Source organism: Paenibacillus sp. G2S3 (assembly GCF_030123105.1).
In the GTDB taxonomy this organism is placed as follows: Bacteria; Bacillota; Bacilli; order Paenibacillales; family Paenibacillaceae; genus Paenibacillus_AQ.
The window spans coordinates 2,219,436-2,240,636 of record NZ_CP126095.1; the positions used below are offsets into that span (position 1 = coordinate 2,219,436).

The following is a 21,201-nucleotide window of genomic DNA, read 5'->3' on the forward strand; positions in this document are numbered from 1 at the left end:
TGTTGTAGGAGGAATCGAAATGGTAGAGGATAAAACAATCGGTGGTAGAATTTTTTCTGCAATAAATTTTACGCTGTTAGCCATTATTGCTTTGGTGACGGTGCTTCCTTTTGTACACGTTGTAGCGGGATCTTTCACAACCAGTGCGGAGATCGCAGCAAATAAATTTGTGCTAATTCCAAAAGTATGGAGTCTCGAAGCGTACAAGTTCATCTTTTCTACGAACACATTATTTAAAGCGATGGGAGTTTCCATCGGGGTCACAGTAATTGGAACAATCTTCAGTATGTTTATTACCTCTCTGATGGCTTACGCGCTGGCTAGAAAAGATCTGGATGGACGTAAGGTGGTTAACTTCTTGGTCGTATTCACGATGCTTTTTCATGGAGGAATGATTCCAACGTTCTTGGTAGTAAAGGAATTAGGTCTCATCGACTCTTATGCAGCACTCATTCTACCTTCAGCCATTAGTGCTTTTAACATGATTATCTTAAAGAACTTTTTTCAAAATATCCCTGAGGGCTTGGAGGAATCCGCAAAAATCGATGGCTGCAACGACTTCGGTATTTTATTCCGAATTGTTCTGCCCTTATCCTTGCCAGCTTTAGCGACCATCGGATTGTTCTATTCGGTTACGTATTGGAACACGTACATGAGCGCTATTCTGTATCTGGATGATAGTGCGAAATGGCCAATTCAAGTACTGCTCAGACAAATCGTTGTCCTTGCAAGTGGAATGGACCATAGCGCTACGCTTGATGCCACTGTCCCACCACCGGATCAAACAATTAAGATGGCTGTCATCGTGGTAGCTACTCTGCCAATACTCATGGTTTATCCGTTCCTGCAGAAGCATTTTGCCAAAGGTGCCATGTTAGGTTCTATGAAGGGCTAATAAGAGAAGAGAGAGATTATTCTTTGGAAGGAGCTTGGAGATGACTGGCAGGATACCAACAACACCAATGGAGTGGGCAAAAAAGGCATGCGATTCTTTAATGGATACTTACAGAGCGGGAGAGCTTCCTCCAGCACATCGTTGGCACTACCATCAAGGTGTATTTCTGTGTGGTATGGAGCTATTGTGGAATGCTTATCAAGAAGACCGCTATATCCAATATATCCAGGATTACGTGGATGATTTGGTAGATGAATATGGTAACTTTTATTTTGCCCGCGATGAGCTGGATGCTGTTCAAGCTGGACAACTGCTGTTTAATCTTCATAAACGGACAGGTAAACTCAAGTATCGTATTGCTGCAGAGAAGCTGAAGAATTTATTGCTTACGTTGAACAAAACCTCTGAAGGTGGGTATTGGCATAAGGATAAATACGCTAACCAAATGTGGTTAGATGGGCTTTATATGGCAGGGGTATTCTCGTTAAAATATGCGAATATCTATGGCGATTCTAGCTTGCGTGATACGGTTCTCCATCAGGAGATGTTAATGCGTAAGCATATGAAAGATGAGAAAACAGGCTTATTGTATCACGCATGGGATGAGAGTCGTAGGATGCCGTGGTCGAACCCCGAGACAGGTTGTTCACCAGAATTCTGGAGCAGGTCGCTGGGCTGGTATGGTCTCGCTTTATCGCAATTTCTTGATCTGTTGGCAGTCCAAGATCCAGCCCGAACAGGATTATCTTCTACTATACGAGAATTCGTAGATGCCCTTATTCGTTATCAAGATCCGGAAAGTGGACTTTGGTATCAGGTCGTAGATAAGGGGCATGAGCCGGATAATTGGCTGGAGACCTCTGGTTCATGTTTATTTGTCTACACGATTGCCAAAGCAGTGAAGCATGGCATTGTAAGCAATGCGGAAGTCGCTACAGCCGCGGCTAGAAAAGGCTATGAAGGATTAATCCAAATCATTCAGTGGGATGAGGAGGATAGATTAATTTTGCCGGACATTTGTATTGGTACTTCGGCTGGAGATTACGAGAGTTACGTCACGCGACCTAAAGTTAAAAATGATTTACATGGCGTAGGCGCGTTGGTGATGGCTTGTGTTGAGATGGAGAGCTTAATCCAAGGGTGATTCGATTGAATTCTTACTAGACAATGACTTGATTCTCTGGGACTGAGAATCAAGTCCTATTATTTTATGGGAGAAGGTAGTTCTTAAATTTAATGACATACAGGAGGTTGGGATGAAGAGATCACATTGGGCAATCCGTACAGCAGATTCTATCATGGCGAGGACACCAAAGCTCTATGAAGATAAAGGCTACAACGGAAGCTGGACCTATGACTATGGTGTCGTATTGAATGGATTTGAATGGCTGTGGAAGCAAACCGGGGATGCGAAGTATCTGCAATTCATTCAAGATCAGATGGATTACTTTATTCAGGAAGATGGTAGCGTTAAGGGCTACCATTTGGAAGAGTACAATATCGATCACATCAATAACGGGAAATTATTATTTACGCTATACAAAGAAACCAAGCAGGAAAAATATAAACAAGCGGCTACCTTATTTAGAAAGCAGCTAGAGACACATCCGCGAACCTCGGAAGGTGCTTTTTGGCATAAAAATATTTATCCCTATCAAATCTGGTTAGATGGTCTTTATATGGGCGCGTCTTTCTATTTAGCCTACTTGCTAGCTTTTGAAGAAGGGCAGGGGCTTGAAGATGTTACGAAACAATTTATCTTGTGTGAGAAGCATACGAAGGATTCGGAAACAGGTCTGTTATATCATGCATGGGATGAACAGCGTCTTCAACCTTGGTGTGACCGCGAGACAGGATGCTCTCCAAACTTTTGGGCGCGTTCACTTGGCTGGTATCTTATGGCTTTAGTAGATGTTCTAGAGTTATTGCCGAGTGAGCATTCCGATTATTCAGAGCTGGTGCGTATTCTAAACGATACTTTATCAGCTGTGAAGAAATATCAGGATCCTGAATCTGGCGTCTGGTATCAAGTAGTGAATCTGGGGCAACGCAAAGGGAATTACTTAGAGGCTTCCGCTTCTAGCATGATTGTGTATGCTATGGCAAAAGGTATTCGATTAGGCGTATTAAAGGCTAGTTGGTACGAACCGTTAGATCTCGCCTTCCAAGGACTTATCTCAGAGTTTGTTCTTGAGACCAAAGAAGGATGGGTCAATCTAAATAAGAATTGCCAAGTAGCAGGGTTAGGTGGAGCAGATCAACGCGACGGCACGTTCGCTTATTACATTAGTGAGCCTATTGTTACTAACGACCAAAAGGGTGTCGGTGCTTTCTTGCAAGCCTGTGTGGAGTACGAACAATTAAGAGGCTGGATCTGATATAGAATAGGAGTGCTATAAAATGTCCGTATATAATATTGAGGATTTTGGGGCGCTAAAGAATAGCGGGATGTTAGCGACAGAGGCGATTGTGCGTGCGATTGAAGCGGCAAGTGAGGCTGGTGGAGGAACCGTTTATGTGCCAGCAGGTACTTTCTATACGGGTGCGATTGTTATGAAAAGCAATATTGAATTAAATTTAAATCCAGGAGCGATTCTTTCATTCAGTACGAATCCGGTGAATTATCCTGCGGTGGAATGCAGATGGGAAGGAGTGAAGCAGCAGGTTCATACGCCTTGTATTCATGGCAAAGGTTTAGTCAATGTATCGATTACCGGAAGCGGAACTATTAATGGTAATGGCAAAGCATGGTGGGATATATTTCGGAACCGCCCTGAAGAGCTCGAATATCCCCGTCCAACTTTGATTGGATTTGATAGCTGTCAGCGGGTAACGATTAAGGATGTCTCGCTAGTGAATTCTCCAAGCTGGACCGTTAATCCTGTGGGCTGCTACAATGTGACGATCGATAATCTGTCTATTTTGAACCCGGCTGATTCTCCGAACACAGATGGTATTAATCCAGAATCTTGTACGAATGTTCGGATTAGTAACTGTAATATTGATGTAGGTGATGACTGTATTGCTATCAAAGCGGGAACTGAAGATACGAAAGAGCGCATTCCATGCGAGAATATCACGATCACCAATTGTACCATGGTTCATGGGCATGGGGGAGTTGTACTCGGAAGTGAAATGAGCGGAGATATTCGTAATGTAACCATTAGTAACTGTGTCTTTAAACAAACCGATCGTGGCATACGCATGAAATCAAGACGTGGACGCGGAGGGACGATTGAAGATATTCGGATCAGTAATATTGTAATGGAAGACATCATTTGTCCGTTCACACTAAATCTATACTATTTCTGTGGACCACGTGGGAAAGAGAAGTATGTGTGGGACAAAAATCCTTATCCGATAACAGATGAAACGCCATCTTTTAGACGAATTCATTTCGCCAATATTACCGCACGTGATGTTCATGCATCTGCGGGATTCTTATATGGACTTGCGGAGCAGTATGTTTCGGAGATTACTTTTACAAATATAGATATCTCCATGGCACGCAATGCAGTTCCCGGGCATCCGGATATGATGACAGGGATCGAGAACATGAACAATCGCGGATTTTTTCTGGGCAACGCAAGGGATGTACAATTTCATCAGGTGACCATCGAGAATCATGAAGGGCCTGCTTTTTATATTGAAAATGGCGAAGCCATAGAGATCATGAATTGTCATTCGAAGAACACGAGCAAGCCAGAAAAACTAGTAGAACAAGTTACAATTTCGCCCACAGAACAGAATGTGTGTCCGTAAGGGAGGGAACCATGGAGCCTGATAAACTGAAGGAACTGTTAGGCGATCTTCCGACGGATAAGCCGATTGCCGTAACTGTGATGAACCAAGAGGACCGGGACGGATATAGTCTGGAATCCCTTTTACTGGATCTTAATGGGATTGAACAGGTGCCTGCTTATGTAGCAATCCCTTTGGATAAGGAAGGGCCGTTTCCGCTGGTCGTCTTTAATCATTCTCATGGAGGGAATTACGCGAATGGCCGCAATGAGTTTATTCGGAGTAGCCCCTATTTACAACAGCCCTCTTTTGCTAAAGCGTTAACGGAGTTGGGGTATGCGGCTTGCTGTATCGACATGTGGGGATTTAATGAGCGGGGTGGCAAAACTGAGAGTGAGTTAGTGAAGGAAATGCTATGGCAGGGGCAGGTTATGTGGGGCATGATGCTATATGACAATATTCGTATGATAGATTATATGGGCCAGCGTGAGGATATTGATGCATCTCGAATCGCAACAATCGGCATGTCCATGGGTGGTTTGATGGCCTGGTGGCTGGCTGCATTAGACGAACGGGTCGGGGTGATTGTCGATATCTGTGGTCAAGTAGATGCGCATACCTTAATTGCTGTAAGAGGACTAGATCACCATGGTTACTATTCTTATGTGCCCGGGTTATTGAAGCATTACACAACGCTCGATATTCAAAAGCGGATCGTTCCCCGCCCGCGAATGAGCCTGGTAGGCAGAAATGATCGGCTATGTCCCATTGAAGGAGTAGAACTCTTGGATAGGGGGCTGTCCGAAGCTTATCAAACGGCAGGGAAATCAGAACATTGGCAACCTGTCATTTCCAGTGGTGGGCATATGGAGACCGTGGAAATGCGGACTTTATGGCCGCAATTTTTGACGAAGCATCTATAAAATCCATAGAAAGGAACTTAACCAACGATGCTAGTAGTAGGCAAAGAATCCTTTTGTGACTATCACTCGATTCAAGAGGCGATAGATTCGCTAGAGCGCGAGCCATCGGGCCAAGCGGATACGCTCTATATTTTGTCAGGCAGTTATAATGAGATTGTTAGGATTTATCGTTCTTATCTAACGATTATAGGGATTGGCCTTGTGGAAATAACGATGAATCGTTGTGCCAAAGAGCGTGATGAAGCGGGTGAAGAAATCAATACGTTTGCTACACCAACGTTATTTCTGGGAGGCACCCACCTGGTTTTAGAGAACTTGGTGATTACCAATAGTGCTGGGCAGGGAGAACCTATTGGTCAGGCGGTAGCCGTTTATGCGCATTGTGACCAAACCGTGTTCAGACATTGTATCTTCAAAGGACATCAAGACACGTTGTTCACAGGGCCTTTGCCACCTGCTCCACGAGAGCGAGGGGCATTCGGAGGCGTTCCGCTGAGAGAACATCATGCCCAGTATCGTCAGTTGTATCAGCATTGCTATATAGAAGGAACAATCGATTTTATTTTTGGCGGTGCAACGGCTTATTTTGATCAATGTGAAATCCGCAGTTTACGTCATTATGAGAACAATACAGGTTATATAACAGCTGCCTCCACACCCGAGGCACAGCCACATGGTTATATTTTCAAGAATTGCTTCTTAACACCCGACCCTGATATTGCTCCAGTGTTTCTAGGACGTCCTTGGCGTGAGTACGCTAAGACAGTATTTGTGGGTTGTCAGATGGGTTCACATATTCATCCTTTGGGCTGGGATAACTGGAATAATGCCGCCAATGAGTTAACCGTAGATTATCAGGAATATGGCGTGAAGGATGCTGCTAATGTACGAAAGCAACGTGTTCCCTGGGCGGATTGCTATGAGGATGGGGGAGAAGCGCTGGATAAGGCGTTTGTTTTTGATGGGATGGATTTTTGGAAGTAATACTGTAATTGATTAGTTTATAAAAGAGAGGCAGTCATGGACGAGTGAGATAAGGTCCTAGGCTGCCGTTTTTAAATGAATGAGCTCTTTATAATTTTTTCTTTTGTTTTCTTTCAATATATATCCAAAAGTAATAGATCAACCAAAATACCATAGGAACTATTAAAACATCAGGTCTCTGGATTGCTGGAAGAATGTAAAATAAAAATAGCCCAATTAATATCGTTGGTAGCAATAGAATAAAATACTTTTTCCAATGCATTTCTTCCCCACCTTTTGTTTAATACTAAAAAAATATTTTGCTAGCTTTAAGTGTTAATGCCCTTGAGTCGAAGGCTAGTTTGTAGTGAATATCTTATTGATAAAATGAATGGTCCTGATGCCTATAAATTGATTATCTAATAATATTTCGGCAAATAAAGTTGTAGACTGAGTTAATTGTAGTAACATAAATAGAGGATGGTTAGTTCATTATATGAGCTAATCTCCTCTATATTTTGTTTAAAAGAAATATTAACTATGGCTTTAAAGCTTAGTATAAATTATTTAATATATTGAGGATACAAGCCTTTCGTTGGGATTGTTGTTGTGAGAGTAAAAGCAGCAATGTTAAAATTGCAGATTGTTGTTTAAGTTATGGGAGTCGAATCACATTGAATGCTGCGTGAGGATTGAAAGGCTGAAAGATTGATGAATAAAGGGATGCAGGCGATTCGCAAAGCTAATATTTAGAGCGTTCCTAATAAAAGATGAGGTATATGTGATGCCAAAAAACGATAATATGCTGGCAATCCTATGGATGCTGAATTCGGGCGTTAAAATGACCGCAAAACAAATATCCGAAAAGTTAGAAATAAATATAAGGACAGTCTATCGGTACATTGATGCGCTAGGTGCCAGTGGAGTGCCAATAATATCCGACACTGGTCATAATGGCGGGTATAGCTTGCTGAATAATTTTATCAGAGCACCTCTGCTATTTGATATTGAAGAAAAAAAAGCACTTCTTCATGCTGCTGTTTTTGCAAAAGAAGCCGGATACCCTTTGAGTGAGGCATTAGGTAATGCGACATCCAAATTGAAAATGTATTCGAATCAGGAACAGGAAGGTGTTCTCAGCCGTCATTTAGCCGGATTTGAAGTAATAAACCGTAAGGGAGACCCTTCTATTCAGCCAGTATTGGCGGAATTGGAGCAAGCTGTAGCAAACGAATTCTCTGTAGAAATTGATTATCGCACACGCCGTGATGATCAACCCAAGACTAGGGTGATAGATCCCTATGGAATGGTTTACTGGAACAATAAATGGTATATTGTTGCATTTTGCCACCTGAGAAATGAGATTCGCAGCTTTCGGGTAGAACGGATTTTACAAATCAAGCGTACTCAAAACATATTTAAGCGTTCCGAAGCTTTTTTGGCTCGGGAATTTTTTTTGCGAAATCTATTACCTGATTTAGTCGGCAAGGACGGTTTAATTGCTTTAATTATCGAAGGTAGCTCAGAGGCGTTGGATGACTTATGCCTGCATTGGTTTTTGGGGCATCATCTGAAAGAGCGTACATCAAATCAAGCAATCTTTTTACTTGAGGAAAAATCAATTCATACCTATGTTCCTAATTTTCTCTTATCCTACGGGAAATCCATTCAAGTAATCGAACCACAGAGTTTGAAGGAAAAACTAGTTGGTGTTGTGTCGGAGTTAATGGAATATTATCAACTTTAATAGCTTCACTGACAGTGGATGTCAGTGAAGTCATTTTATAATGATGATAATCATTGATTACCGATGGTTGGTATCACTTGATGAATTATAAAATAAGGAGAACTTGCAAATGAATAATACGGTATATCTTTATGTGTTTGACACAATGGCAGACTGGGAAATAGGCTACTTAACTGCCGAACTGAACTCGGGAAGATATTATAAAAAGGGGCTGGCCCCATCAAAAATAGTTACCGTGGGAATTGATAAGACTCCAGTAACTACAATGGGTGGATTGAAAATACTGCCTGACATCAAATTGGATGAGTGCAGCATTGAAAGATCAGATCTATTGATTTTACCCGGTGGAGATACATGGACAGAAACCATTCACGACCCCCTCTTAAAAATCGCTGAGAGGTGTTTAAGGGAAGGTATATGGGTTGCAGCGATTTGTGGTGCTACAATGGGACTTGCCCAGACAGGATTGCTGAATTCACGTGGGCATACAAGCAATGATCTGGAATACCTTAAAATGATCTGTCCCACTTATACAGGAGAAAAGTATTACAAAATGGAGTCTGCTGTAACTGATGGAAAACTGATCACAGCATCTGGAATAGCTCCGTTGGAATTTTCTGCACACATCTTGAAAGCTTTGGATGTGTTTTCTCCAAAAACATTAGATGCCTGGTATAGCCTGAATAAGACTAGTGATTCTAAATATTACTATGAGTTGATGAATTCAATACAATGAAGGTATCAGCATTAATATGGACAAAATGCCACATGAGTAACAATATAAATGTTCGTTCCACAGGAATTCTAACGGAGTACGATAGTTAAGCATAAAGGGTCCCACGACAAGCGTTGCCCCGCACTGAGGGCATCTCATGAGCCCGTCAGATAGACTGTCTTTGCTCCCTTAAATTTTCAAAAAAAAATTTAAGGAGCAGAGCTATCATAAAATATGTAAATGCAGATATCATCTTTCCGGAAGAGTTGCTAAAAGAAATTCAGAAGTACATTCATGGCCGCATGGTTTATGTCCCGACCCCTGAAAAGTTGCATAAAAAATGGGGATTCACTTGTAAGTCACATCGAGCTTTCTGATGTGGCTTTTTGTGTAGAGTTTGATTTTGAATCAAATTCAGTATATTTTCAATCAGCCCCTTTTGTTACCATAAAAGTAAAGGGTGAGAGGTTATATGGATAAAAAGATTAAACTACTATACACACAAGATATTTTGAGACAGTCCGCGCAATGTTTTGGAATACGTGAAGACTCAATTTTCGAATTAAATGGGTTTCAAAATTTCGTTTATTCCGGGGTAGTTGGAGATCGAGAAGTTATTTTAAGAATTGCCCATGTCACACATCGGAATGAATTATTAACAAGAGCGGAACTAGATTTTATCATGTTCCTGGCCGATCGCGGAATGAAAGTAGTGAAGCCCATTCAGTCTTTATCAGGGGATCTTATTCATATAATTGACGAGTCCTTTGTTGTGACAGCTTTTGAGAAAGCACCCGGCAGAAATGCAGTAATAGCCGAGGAGAGCAATACGTTTTATGAGAATATCGGTCAAATGGTCGGGAAAATACATAAGTTTTCACTTAATTATTCGTCCCAACATTCACGCTATGAATGGAATGATAATGCCCTATTAGCCTCATTTAAGAAATATTGTCCGTTAGAATTACACGATAACTTTGATCGTTTAATTACTGAAGTTAGCGCTCTACCCAAGGAAAAAGATACGTACGGTCTTATTCATGGGGATATCAGCCCTGGCAATTATCTTAATGATGGGGACAAAGCCTTTATTATTGACTATGATGACGCGGAATATAGCTGGTTTGTTTCTGATATTGCTACACCATTATTTTATGAAATCCCTATTCCGTGGGTTGTGTCTGGAGATGTAAGGAAGGAGATTGCAAAGCGTTACTATTGCAACTTCTTAAACGGCTATTGTAAGGAAAATACTGTGAGTCAAGATTGGTTAAACAAAATCCCATTATTTATTAATTTAAGGCAAGCTAGAGTTTTAGCCGCGCTCTATAGAAGCAGAGATTTTAACGCTCCTGATTGGAGCGAATGGGATGAGCAAGCCCGACGCTTCTACTATGGAAATTTGTTAAATAACACTCCCTATATTGATATGGACTTTTTGTGTTAACCGGGTACGATACTTTAACAAAGCCAGAAAAGGATGGCCTTTAAACTTGCCGTTACAGACAGCGCGGAACCTTATCACAAGTAGCGGCAAGTTTTATAGGTGAAATAAAATATCCCCTCGAAAAGGGGCTTGGTTCTAGGTCACAAATGTGATGTATGGACTCGAAATTGCTCAAACCGATTTTAAGAAAAGCTTGTTACGAAAGCAAATGAAATAAGGAGCCAGTTTGATGGCTCCTTGTTTTCGTTATTTCTGATATTCGTTTCGCAGGATACTCATTAGAATACGATCATACTTCTGCCCGTCTCTTAGTACAGATTCCCGCATCGTGCCTTCAACTTGGAAACCGACTTTTTGATAGGCATGGATTGCACTATTATTGTAACTGATGACATCGAGTCCGATTCGATGTAAGTTCAGTTCACAGAATCCATACCTTAGAATCAAACGCAACGCATCAGTGCCGTAGCCTTTGCCCCGAAAGTTTGGATCGCCAATGCCAATTGCCATTTTTCCACATTGATTGTTCCATTCGATGCTAAACAGAGCAACAAATCCAATAAGTATATCGCTTTCGATAGTTCGCAAATGAAATTCCATACTTTTTGTACTATTGTTGTTCGATTTCTCGAATGATTCAACAGAATCCGGCATGACGAAGTCAGTATCCAAGTTCCTTAGATATTCCGCATCTTCACTCCATAACGCCAAGGTAGTGGCATCTTCAGGGCGGGATGCGCATAAACGAACTAATTGCCCAGAGAAAAGTGATTTGTTAATTGACACTGTAATCCCCCATATCTTGCAAACGGGGACGTGTTCATTAATGCCCCCTGTTTACAGTTGAAATTTGAACCGTAGAGAAATCAGGGTGACAATCATTGGCACACACTCCTTTATTATTGTAAGGATATTTTACTAAAACTTACCCTAAAAAGATAGTCCAACAAGCGCAATGTCTAGTAATTCAATTGGATTTTCTTCGTGGCTGGATATCGTAGGGGATAGACTTTTACCAGCTTTTCCTGGCTTAGGTGGACAAATTAAAGATGAAGTATTGCATGCTCGATTTCTACCAAAGATTATAGCGGCAACTGCATTTGGAGAAATTAATGGTGTAGTGACAGAACGCATAGAAAACCTCGCAAAATTATTTAAATTAGCAAAGCTTCCCTACGTTATTAAAAAGGATATGCAGTCGTATCTAATCACACATTCCGTATCAGACATTGCCTTGTTGAGCTTTTTGCATTCAGAAAATAAGATCATTGACAAAAAAACAGCCAGAACCAGAAAGACGGCACGCAAAATAACAGTCACTTTAAAAGCGTATCTAAGGGCAATACAAAAAGCTGGTGTTTCAATTGATCCACCAATGCTTAAAATGGTTAGGGATATGATGCTGCCGGATTATGCGAATAATGCTAACAATGAGATTGTGCAGCTGAGTAATGATTTAATGAAATTTTTAAGTCAAAATGATATCAAATCTTAAATACATGTTCAGTAATTTTTTTCACGAAACCTTACAAAAGTGTTAGGTAATTGTCATCTAGATCAATGAAATGTCATCTAGATCAATGGTATCAACCTAACAGCTCCTCTATACTAATCCATTGAGAGGATTAATTTTAAGGGGGAGTTGGTCGTGAGGTTTTTTGAAATGCTGCTATTCTTTTCAAGTGCTAGTTTTTTTGGACTCCTGTTCATTTTAAATCAACGTATTCGAAGATCTGCTTTGCTCCTGACAAGCGGAGCAGGCTCCATTTTTTTAGTGATACATTTACTTATCGAAGGATACAGGGTTCAGCTTGTATTTTTATACGGATTTACGATCCTGATGCTTATGCTTTCGCTTATAGACGTTTTTAGAACGCGGAAAGTCGCTCGGACTGCTTCGCGAATTCGTAGGGTGCTGGGCCGCCTTTTTATCGTGTTTGGGCTAATCGCAACGGGGTGCTTCCTATATGTGTTTCCTGTATTCGACTTTCCGGCGCCAACCGGCGAGTTGCAGGTAGGCACGCAAATCTTTCATTTCATAGACCAAAACCGTGAGGAAAAATTTAGCAAAACTGCGACAGGCAAGAGAGAATTGATGGTTCAGGTATGGTATCCGGCTCAAGATGGCACCGGCAAGTACGCTCCCTTTATTCCAGATACCCAGATTTTACGTTATATGGCCACGAACTATGGCCTTCCCGGGTTTACTTTACAACACCTAAAGTACGTATCCAGTCATTCTTATTCGGGGGCTGAAGTCTCTTCTGCACAGATTTCATACCCACTGATCCTTGCGAATCCCGGCTTCGGCTCTTCCAGGTTCCTCCACACGGCGCAAGCTGAATATCTCGCGAGTCACGGATATATCGTGGCAGTGATTGACCACACCTATAATACATTTGCAACCGAGTTTCCGGATGGTCGAATCACGACCAGCACAACCAACGATTTATTCTCGCCTGACCATGATTACCAGACGGAAAGAGGTAATCGCGACAAGTTGGGTAAAGTTTTAACCGACGATGTGGCGTTTGTGCTGGACCAATTCGAGCTCATCCAATCGGGGAAGATTCCAAGTCATCTAAAAGGGAGAGTTGATCTCGGTAATGTCGGAGTGTTCGGTCATTCCATCGGCGGAGCGACGGCCTATGACGCTTCTTACGATCCGCGAATCGCGGTTGGAATAGACTTTGATGGAGGGCTTTATCGTTTGCGTGACAGAGAGGGTCTGCGTAAGCCGTTTTTGTTCATCAACTCGGAAAGCGAATTTGAAAAATTAAAAATGGTGATGGATAACCGGGTCTACACGGATTCAGAGCTTAACCGTATGCGCTCAACAAGAGAGTGGGAGGATAAAGTAACGGAAGATAAAAAGTTGGAGCTTGAACGGATGCGCCAAACAGTCGACGAAGGGGGAAAAGTCCTCTATATCGAAAATACGGAGCATTTGAATTTTACCGACGTACAGTTCATTACTCCGATATTCAAAATACTCGGCATCACCGGGAAGATTGCTCCCGAAAGAGCAAACTTCGTTATCAATGCCTATATGCTGGATTTCTTCGATATGTATCTGAAAAATCAAGGCGGAATCTTAATGAAAGGACCGAATAGCCGCTTTCCGGAGGTGAAGTTCGTAACTTCACTATTATAAATTACGTAACAGGCTATCGATTTTGATAAGCTCCTCTTCAAGTAGATAGGGGTTTAATAAATAACCGTTACTTGAAGGGGAGTTATTATTTTGTCTAAGAAGAATGAATACAAGATCGTTTGGATAATCAATGGATACTCGTAATTGAGCGTATGATTTCATCTTTGAAATGGCTCTTGGCTTCTTTTTGAGCTCACTGGCCTTCTAGAATTAATAGATTATATAATATAGGGATTAGCTTCGATTGTTTCCGCTTTGGCAACGGCTTCCTCCAATGTCATGCCAGTAAAATTCTGCGCATGGAGGAATCGTCCGCTCTTCTTGTCATCCACAAAGGCACCTACCGCGATTCCGGGAATAACGCTCTCCACTGCTCCAGGTGCGTTCGGGCCTCCAAGATCGGTTCTGCACCACCCTGGATCCGTAATATTAATCATAACGTTGGTGCCTTCCAGCCTCGATGCCAAATCCTTCGTAAATTTATCAAGAGCTGCTTTGCTTGCTGCATATCCTGCCTGCTCTGGTTCATTCTTAATTCCGCTTGTTGTATTGATGACACGTCCAAAGCCCCGTTCAATCATTTTAGGAATCAATCGGTGGCAAATCGTGGCAATGGAAATGAAATTAATTCGGAAGCTCATATCGAAGTCTTCCACAGGAGTTTGCCAGTAATCTTTTCTGTAAGCGATTTGCACGGCTGCATTGTTGAAAATAATATCGACAGGGATTTCTTTAGCTTCAATGTCATCTAGCATGGCAACTACTTCTTCGTGATTGGCTAGCTCGGCTTGTACGCAATATGCATCAACACCAAGCGCTTGTACCTCTTCCTTCACTTTCTTGGTATGTTCTAAGTTTCGACTATGTAGAATAAGGTTACACCCTTGCTTGGCCATGAAAATCGCTGTCTCATAACCGACGCCTCTGCTTGCCCCCGTAATAAGTGCCCATCGTCCTTGTACGTTTACCATAATAAGTCCTCCTTGTAATCAGTAGTTAATTTGCTAATGCTATCAGAATAAAAATCGTTATTATATCCTATTTTACACTGTAAACAATAAATTTGATAGCAAAATGTTAGTTATATTTATGTTGTTATTATATAATTAAACTAACAAAATAATTGGACTACTTAGCGGAGGGCATATAAAACAAATTAGAGTCTTTGGTCCGCAGAATCTCAGTGTTGTAACGACGAAAGTTCGCTATTGCACCCGACGAGATATTGATCGACCTGAAAACTTGCGGCATCTGGCTGTCGTGTTGACCGGCTGCCTACTAGTCTTACTAAGTTATCGTTTCTTATAGTTAGCTATGCTCGCCCTTATTTGGGTCAGTTACTATTTAAGATTAGGTTTTATCTAAACGTGTTATGCTTTCAAACGCTTTACATCCTGTTTAGGCGGAAAACCAAACATGCGGGAATACTCACGGCTAAATTGCGAAGGGCTTTCATAGCCTACTCGAAATGCCACATCGGTGGCATCTGCTGACTCGGTTAGTAATAACCGACGGGCTTCCTGAAGTCTCAGATGTTTTTGGAACTGAATAGGGCTCATTGCAGTTACTTCTTTAAAGTACCGATGAAATGAAGAAACACTCATATTCGCTATTTCGGCAAGCTCCTCAATCTTAAAAGAACTAGCATAGTTATTCATGATATGTTCAATAACATCTTTGATTAGATGAGTTGAGCTTCCTTCCATTACAATATCCTCCAATGCAATCCCATTCTGCCCTTGTAGCACCCGGTAAAGAATCTCTTTTGTAAATAATGGAGCTAACACTGGAATGTCTTTAGGCTGATTTAATAAACGAGCCAACCTGAGGACGGCGTCCATTAAAGAAGACTCCATCTGGCTAACAAACATAGCACGCTTGGGATTTTCTTTAGCATAAACACGAACTTCAGACTCCTGTAAAACCTCTAAAATTTGACTTGGTGTAAATTCAAGCTTGAACCCTAAATATGGAACATCGGAAGTGGCTTCAGTGACTTGGGCGGTAACTGGCAGGTGAACGGATGCAATGAGGTAATCGGAAGGTGTGTATTTAAATCGCTCCTGTGCCAGCCAAACCTCCTTTGCCCCTTGAACCACCAAACATAAGGATGGTTTGTAAACTCCATGCCTTGGTATGGACGTATTCGAGTCACGCATGAAAAATAAGGACGGAATAGCAGTTTGGTGAACGCCGTCTTTTTCAGTGTAATAATCAATAATATTTAGGAGCTCATTCTGCTGTTTAGTGATTATTTCAGACATTTGATCCTCTCATTTCCTTATCCCTTAATAGTCTGATTATAGTCTATATTCATCCCTTACAGAAATGACAGTGAGAGGATTAGGCAAACATCTGGCATGAATGTGATAACGGTCGCTTTGTCATCTGGTGGATAATAAAGATGTACTAAGGGAAGGGAATATGCACATAATCATTGAAAACTTGGAGGGTTATATCATGCAAAAAGTAGTTTTAAACAATAATGTTGAAATGCCTATACTTGGTTTTGGTGTGTATCAAATTCAAGATGCAAATGAATGTGAGCAAAGCGTTTATGACGCTATTATGGCAGGTTATCGCCTGATTGATACTGCTGCCTCTTATCTAAATGAAGAAGCCGTTGGTAGGGCGATTAAACGGAGTGGTGTGGCAAGAGAGGAATTATTTATCACTACGAAGCTTTGGGTTCAAGATACGGGTTATGAGCGCACAAAGAAAGCATTTCAACAATCACTAAACCGATTACAGCTTGATTATTTGGACTTGTATTTAATTCATCAGCCATTTGGCGATGTGTTTGGTTCTTGGCGTGCTATGGAGGAATTGTATCGTGAAGGCAAGGTTCGTGCAATCGGTGTTAGTAATTTTCACCCAGATCGTCTGATTGATTTAATTCTTCATAATGAAGTAGTCCCAGCTGTAAATCAGGTTGAGACGCATCCTTTCAACCAGCAAATCGAAAATGCGAAATTTATGAAAGAAAATAATGTTCAAATCGAGTCATGGGCGCCTTTTGCTGAAGGGAAAAATAACTTGTTTCAGAATGAGATATTAATGTCCATAGCTGAAAAATATAATAAATCCGTTGCTCAGGTTGTTTTACGGTGGTTGAAACAAAGAGATATCGTTGTGATTCCAAAGTCAGTTCGGAAAGAAAGAATTATCGAAAACTTCAATATCTTTGATTTTGAATTAAGCCAAGAGGATATGGCATCAATTACTAAGTTAGATACGAATCAGAGTTTGTTCTTTTCACATAGGGATCCTGAAATGGTGAAATGGATTAGTAATCGTAAACTCGATATCTAAGCCTTTTCCGAATGAATGCCTTTGTAATTCCTCCAATGTTATGAGATAATAGAGTTTTTCCGTTGATTCTATTTTTCATGGCATACGAGCTATGCCTGATCAAATATTGGAGGTAGGCTTGTTGGCGACACAGTATCCTTTTGAATATGATCGGACCAGACCTTTTATGGAGCAAGTAGGGGAATGGGTCGGCGATGTATTCTATGAAATTCTTCCTGAGGCAGGATTTGAAGTTCGTGATGAACAGATTTACATGGCGTTTCAGGTAGAGCGAGCTTTTGCTGAAAAGAAGACGATTTTTGCCGAGGCAGGGGTCGGTACGGGTAAGACTTTAGTGTATTTGTTGTATAGCATTTGTTATGCACGGTATATGGGCAAACCTGCGATTATCGCCTGTGCGGACGAGTCCTTGATTGAGCAGTTGGTGAAGCCAGAGGGTGATATTGCCAAGCTTGCGAAGCATTTGAATATGAATATCGATGCCCGACTAGCGAAATCGCCTGATAAATATATGTGTCTGAAAAAGCTGGATCATGCCCGCAACAATGATGATGGGAGCTTGCCGCTGGAGAGTTTGTATGGTACTTTACCTGATTTTGTACATTCTCATGCACCGATGCAGCAATTCCATGCCTATGGCGACCGTAGGGATTATCCAGATCTTAATGATGAACAATGGAATAAGATCAACTGGGATACGTTCCAGGATTGTTTTACTTGTGATATGCGTCATCGCTGTGGACAAACGTTGTCCCGTGATCATTACCGGAAATCAAGTGACCTGATCATTTGTTCCCACGATTATTACATGGAACATGTTTGGACGTATGAAGCGCGTAAGCGAGAGGGTCAAATTCCTTTACTTCCAGAGCATTGTGCAGTTGTATTTGATGAAGGGCATTTGTTAGAATCTGCCGCCATGAAGGCGTTAGGCTATAAAATGAAGCATGTCGTCTTTGAAGAACTAATCTCTCGTCTGCTACAGAATGAGATTCGTGAAACGCTTGCTGTCCTAATCGATGAAGCGATTATGCAAAGTGAGCAAATGTTCAAATACATTCGTCGTCAATGCCGCACCATTCCTGGATCGGATCGAAAAAGCATTGAGCTTAATGCGCCGCTGATCCGTGAGGTGCACCGCATGCGTAGTGTAATTGCTGCTATCGAAGAAGAATTAGTATTCGAAAGTGGACTGTACACGATTGATGAATATCAATTACGCATTGTGGAAGAACGTTTGGAGACTATAGAGATCGCGTTGAGATTGTTTGAGGATTCAGGTGCATTAATCTGCTGGGCGACAGAAGATAGCGATGGCTTAACGCTGTCAGTTATGCCACGTAATGTTAAGGAAGTACTTCAAGACAGCTTGTTCACGCAAAAAATGCCAATCGTATTCTCTTCGGCTACTTTATCCGTGGATAAATCCTTCCAATACTTGAAGGACAGTCTCGGAATACACGACTTTCTGTCTTTCTCTGTAGACTCACCTTATGATTATGAGCACCAGATGAATATCTATGTACCAGAGCTTCGGAGTGGTGATTTTGCTGAGAAAATGGAAATCTCCCTAAAGCTTATCCAGCAGACAGAAGGAAGAGCCCTGTTGTTATTCCGTACTCGAGAAGAGCTTCTGCAGTTCAAGCAGCTCAGCTCGCAGAGAGCAGAATCCAGCAAGTATTCTTTCCTCTATGAAGGGGATCAGGAGATCAGCTATTTGATCTCAGCTTTTCAACGGGATGAGCATAGTGTGCTTTGTGCGGTGACGCTGTGGGAAGGATTAGATATACCAGGACCTTCGCTATCTAATGTGATCATTTGGTCGCTACCTTATCCTCCGCTCGACCCTGTATTTATGGCAAAACGTGCGGAGACCTCCAATCCTTTTGAAGATGTGGATTTGCCTTACATGCTGCTAAGACTTAAACAAGGAATGGGACGTCTGATCAGAACGGGTACGGACCAAGGAATTGTGACAGTGCTTGCGGAAGCTGAAGGACAACATCCCGTTCATGAGTATATTACTTCTGTAATACCGAAGGGAACTAAGCTTCAGAAGTTTGAAGTGTAAATATAATATAGGAACACAATCGCTCTTTTGGTGAGGTGGATGCTCCGGCATGCTGCTTCTCGAAGGAGCTTTTTTTTGCGTAAATTCAAGCATAAGGATTCCTAATCTTACGGATAGTATATTGGTATTTAACTTTCGAGCCATAGCGTATTATTGTTGATTCATGGGGGAAGGGAAATACATACCTCCGTCATCTAGAGATTCATACAAGGGGTGTATACGACATGGGGGATTCACAGGGATTATACCAATCAAACCATAAGAAACAAGTTGGTTTTGTACTTGGCATTGGATTAACCTTAATCATTGCATTAGTCGCAAAATATTTAGCAGGCTTTCCATTTCTCTCAATTATGGGCCAATTGGTCATTGCCATCTTAATCGGAATTATTTGGCGGGCAACCGTCGGAGTGCCGGGCACGATCACCCATGGCACTGATTTTTCCAGCAAAAAGCTGCTACGTCTAGGAATTATCCTACTCGGTATGCGGTTGAATTTAATGGATATTGTTGCTGCAGGTCCACGGGTATTTCTACTGGCTGTTATCGTAATTATATTTACGATCTCAGTTGTATACGGACTTGCCCGACTATTCAAGGTTGATAAGCGACTCAGTATCTTAACCGCCTGCGGAACAGCGATCTGCGGTGCGGCAGCGGTGGTGGCGATAGCTCCACAAATCAAAGCCAAAGACGACGAAACTGCGATTGGCGCAGCTATAGTTGCTATTTTAGGTACAATATTCACGTTGCTCTACACTTTTTTATATCCTTTACTAGGCTTATCGGATCTAGGCTATGGGGTATTCTCTGGAGCTACCTTACATGAAATTGCTCACGTCATCGCAGCAGCAGATGCTGGTGGGAATGCAGCAGTAGATATGGCGGTTATCGTTAAATTGACTCGGGTTGCCTTACTTGTTCCTGTCGCTATCTTAATTGGGGTTTGGACCAATCATGCAGAAAGAAAAGTGCAAGGTGGACAGTCTAAAGCCTCATGGAAAAGCATTCCTATTCCTTGGTTTATTCTAGGCTTCTTACTCGTCAGTGGTGTGAATTCATTAGGGATCGTATCTGAATCGGTGGCAAATGGTATTGTAACGATTGCTTATATGCTAATCGCTATGGCGATGGCTGGACTTGGTTTAAACGTTGATTTGGCGGCATTTAGACGACTAGGGATGAAGTCTTTTGCAGCAGGGCTTATAGGTTCGGTCTTGTTGTCCTTAGTTGGATTTACCCTAGTTCACTGGTTTGGTCTGGCGTGATCTTTTGCATACATTAGAATCGTAAGAAATGAACTACTTCATAGCTAAAAATGCTCCTTCTGTGTATCATTTCATGTGGCTGGGTATGCATGATATGGATGGAGGGACATCAGTTGAAATATTGCATAGGGGAATTTGCTTCCATTCTCGGTGTAACTGCGGATACGCTGAGGTTATACGAGAAACATGATATTGTTAAGCCCACTAAAGATAACAGCAATAATTACAGATATTTTAATGATTTAGATGCTAGAGATTTGCTTATGAGTAGATGGTACAGAAGTATAGGAATTCCATTGCCCGAAGTGGCAACGCTGATGAAAGAGTCTTCTCTAGAGCAAGTTATGGGTAGGATGCAAGAAACAGCGTTGAGTTTAGAAGAAGAGATCAAGCAGAAGACGATGTTGCTAAATAAGATGAATGAAATTCATAAAGAACTCAGGGAATTAGAATTCTCTTTATATACGTGTAAGCTTAAACAACTGTCAGGCATGTACAGACTAAAGCAAACGGATAAGAATGCATTATTGAAAAATGATATCGCAAAAAGCTTGGTTAACACTTGGATGGAGTTGCTTCCATATGCGTTTTATTCTTTTAGAATCGAGGATATTGGAATCTTCTTCAGCGAAAACAATAATTTTGATTACAGCTGGGGCCTTACTTTACTAGAAGAAGAAGCGCGAAAATTCGAAATGGATAGCGAAGAATATGCAGAGTATATTAGCCCAAGTCTTTGTATCTCAGCTACCATATTATGTCCAGATGAAAAATATATCACGAAGAACTCTTTGCAGTTCATGATCGACTTTATCCAGGCTAATCATTATGCCATAGCGGGAGATGTGGTCGGGAAATTATTGCTCACCGAAAAAATCGAAGGCCAGAATAGATCTTATTTGGAAGTGAACTTTCCAATCGAATAGCGTCTCTTATAAAACATTTGCTCTTTGAGCAGGTGTTTT

General features: G+C 41.5%; 18 protein-coding genes. 15 read left to right on the forward strand and 3 right to left on the reverse strand.

The annotated features are described in order from the left end of the window. Positions 1-19: 19 nt before the first annotated feature. From QNH28_RS09425 to QNH28_RS09465, 9 genes are all read left to right on the forward strand, one after another. Positions 20-895, forward strand: coding sequence for a carbohydrate ABC transporter permease (locus tag QNH28_RS09425; RefSeq protein WP_283911129.1), 876 nt, complete (start codon positions 20-22; stop codon positions 893-895). Between the two features lie 40 nt (positions 896-935). Then, complete coding sequence (locus tag QNH28_RS09430) at positions 936-2,039, forward strand: glycoside hydrolase family 88/105 protein (protein WP_283911130.1); 1,104 nt, start codon at positions 936-938, stop codon at positions 2,037-2,039. Between the two features lie 112 nt (positions 2,040-2,151). After that, a complete protein-coding gene (locus QNH28_RS09435) occupies positions 2,152-3,273 on the forward strand; it encodes a glycoside hydrolase family 88/105 protein (protein WP_283911131.1) in 1,122 nt (373 codons plus the stop codon). A 22-nt stretch (positions 3,274-3,295) separates the two neighbouring features. Beyond that, on the forward strand, positions 3,296-4,657 hold the full coding sequence (locus tag QNH28_RS09440) for a glycoside hydrolase family 28 protein (RefSeq protein ID WP_283911132.1): 1,362 nt from the start codon (positions 3,296-3,298) through the stop codon (positions 4,655-4,657). 11 nt (positions 4,658-4,668) lie between these two features. After that, positions 4,669-5,559, forward strand: coding sequence for a dienelactone hydrolase family protein (locus tag QNH28_RS09445; protein WP_283911133.1), 891 nt, complete (start codon positions 4,669-4,671; stop codon positions 5,557-5,559). Positions 5,560-5,586: 27 nt separating this feature from the next. Continuing rightward, positions 5,587-6,543 carry a pectinesterase family protein gene (locus tag QNH28_RS09450; RefSeq protein ID WP_283911134.1) on the forward strand — a complete coding sequence of 319 codons (957 nt, stop codon included), beginning with the start codon at positions 5,587-5,589 and terminating at the stop codon, positions 6,541-6,543. A 763-nt stretch (positions 6,544-7,306) separates the two neighbouring features. Beyond that, positions 7,307-8,269 carry a helix-turn-helix transcriptional regulator gene (locus QNH28_RS09455; protein ID WP_283911135.1) on the forward strand — a complete coding sequence of 321 codons (963 nt, stop codon included), beginning with the start codon at positions 7,307-7,309 and terminating at the stop codon, positions 8,267-8,269. Positions 8,270-8,378: 109 nt separating this feature from the next. Beyond that, complete coding sequence (locus tag QNH28_RS09460; protein WP_283911136.1) at positions 8,379-9,005, forward strand: type 1 glutamine amidotransferase family protein; 627 nt, start codon at positions 8,379-8,381, stop codon at positions 9,003-9,005. A gap of 451 nt (positions 9,006-9,456) precedes the next feature. Continuing rightward, a complete protein-coding gene (locus QNH28_RS09465; protein ID WP_283911137.1) occupies positions 9,457-10,431 on the forward strand; it encodes a phosphotransferase enzyme family protein in 975 nt (324 codons plus the stop codon). Positions 10,432-10,677: 246 nt separating this feature from the next. Here QNH28_RS09465 and QNH28_RS09470 read toward each other — a convergent pair whose 3' ends face one another. After that, the gene (locus QNH28_RS09470) at positions 10,678-11,211 is read right to left on the reverse strand and encodes a GNAT family N-acetyltransferase (protein WP_283912099.1); all 534 of its coding nucleotides are present in this window, start codon (positions 11,209-11,211) and stop codon (positions 10,678-10,680) included. Positions 11,212-11,386: 175 nt separating this feature from the next. Here QNH28_RS09470 and QNH28_RS09475 point away from each other — a divergent pair, with 175 nt between their 5' ends. Both QNH28_RS09475 and QNH28_RS09480 read left to right on the forward strand, forming a co-directional pair. After that, positions 11,387-11,926: a hypothetical protein gene (locus tag QNH28_RS09475; RefSeq protein WP_283911138.1), complete on the forward strand. Its 540-nt coding sequence runs from the start codon at positions 11,387-11,389 to the stop codon at positions 11,924-11,926. A 153-nt stretch (positions 11,927-12,079) separates the two neighbouring features. Then, entirely contained in the window at positions 12,080-13,585 is a 1,506-nt protein-coding gene (locus QNH28_RS09480; RefSeq protein ID WP_283911139.1) for an alpha/beta hydrolase family protein, read from the forward strand. Positions 13,586-13,803: 218 nt separating this feature from the next. Here QNH28_RS09480 and QNH28_RS09485 read toward each other — a convergent pair whose 3' ends face one another. Continuing rightward, the gene (locus tag QNH28_RS09485; protein ID WP_283911140.1) at positions 13,804-14,556 is read right to left on the reverse strand and encodes an SDR family NAD(P)-dependent oxidoreductase; all 753 of its coding nucleotides are present in this window, start codon (positions 14,554-14,556) and stop codon (positions 13,804-13,806) included. A gap of 399 nt (positions 14,557-14,955) precedes the next feature. Further along, on the reverse strand, positions 14,956-15,849 hold the full coding sequence (locus QNH28_RS09490) for an AraC family transcriptional regulator (RefSeq protein ID WP_283911141.1): 894 nt from the start codon (positions 15,847-15,849) through the stop codon (positions 14,956-14,958). A 196-nt stretch (positions 15,850-16,045) separates the two neighbouring features. On the opposite strand from QNH28_RS09490, the gene QNH28_RS09495 reads away from it, so the two are divergent. The 4 genes from QNH28_RS09495 (at position 16,046) to QNH28_RS09510 (ending at position 21,162) form a co-directional block, all read left to right on the forward strand. Beyond that, a complete protein-coding gene (locus QNH28_RS09495) occupies positions 16,046-16,897 on the forward strand; it encodes an aldo/keto reductase (RefSeq protein ID WP_283911142.1) in 852 nt (283 codons plus the stop codon). Between the two features lie 166 nt (positions 16,898-17,063). Next, positions 17,064-18,968 carry an ATP-dependent DNA helicase gene (locus tag QNH28_RS09500; protein WP_283912100.1) on the forward strand — a complete coding sequence of 635 codons (1,905 nt, stop codon included), beginning with the start codon at positions 17,064-17,066 and terminating at the stop codon, positions 18,966-18,968. 224 nt (positions 18,969-19,192) lie between these two features. Next, positions 19,193-20,236 (forward strand): YeiH family protein, encoded by a 1,044-nt coding sequence (locus QNH28_RS09505; protein ID WP_283911143.1) that lies wholly within the window; start codon positions 19,193-19,195, stop codon positions 20,234-20,236. A 113-nt stretch (positions 20,237-20,349) separates the two neighbouring features. Beyond that, positions 20,350-21,162: a MerR family transcriptional regulator gene (locus QNH28_RS09510; RefSeq protein WP_283911144.1), complete on the forward strand. Its 813-nt coding sequence runs from the start codon at positions 20,350-20,352 to the stop codon at positions 21,160-21,162. The last annotated feature ends 39 nt before the right edge of the window (positions 21,163-21,201 follow it).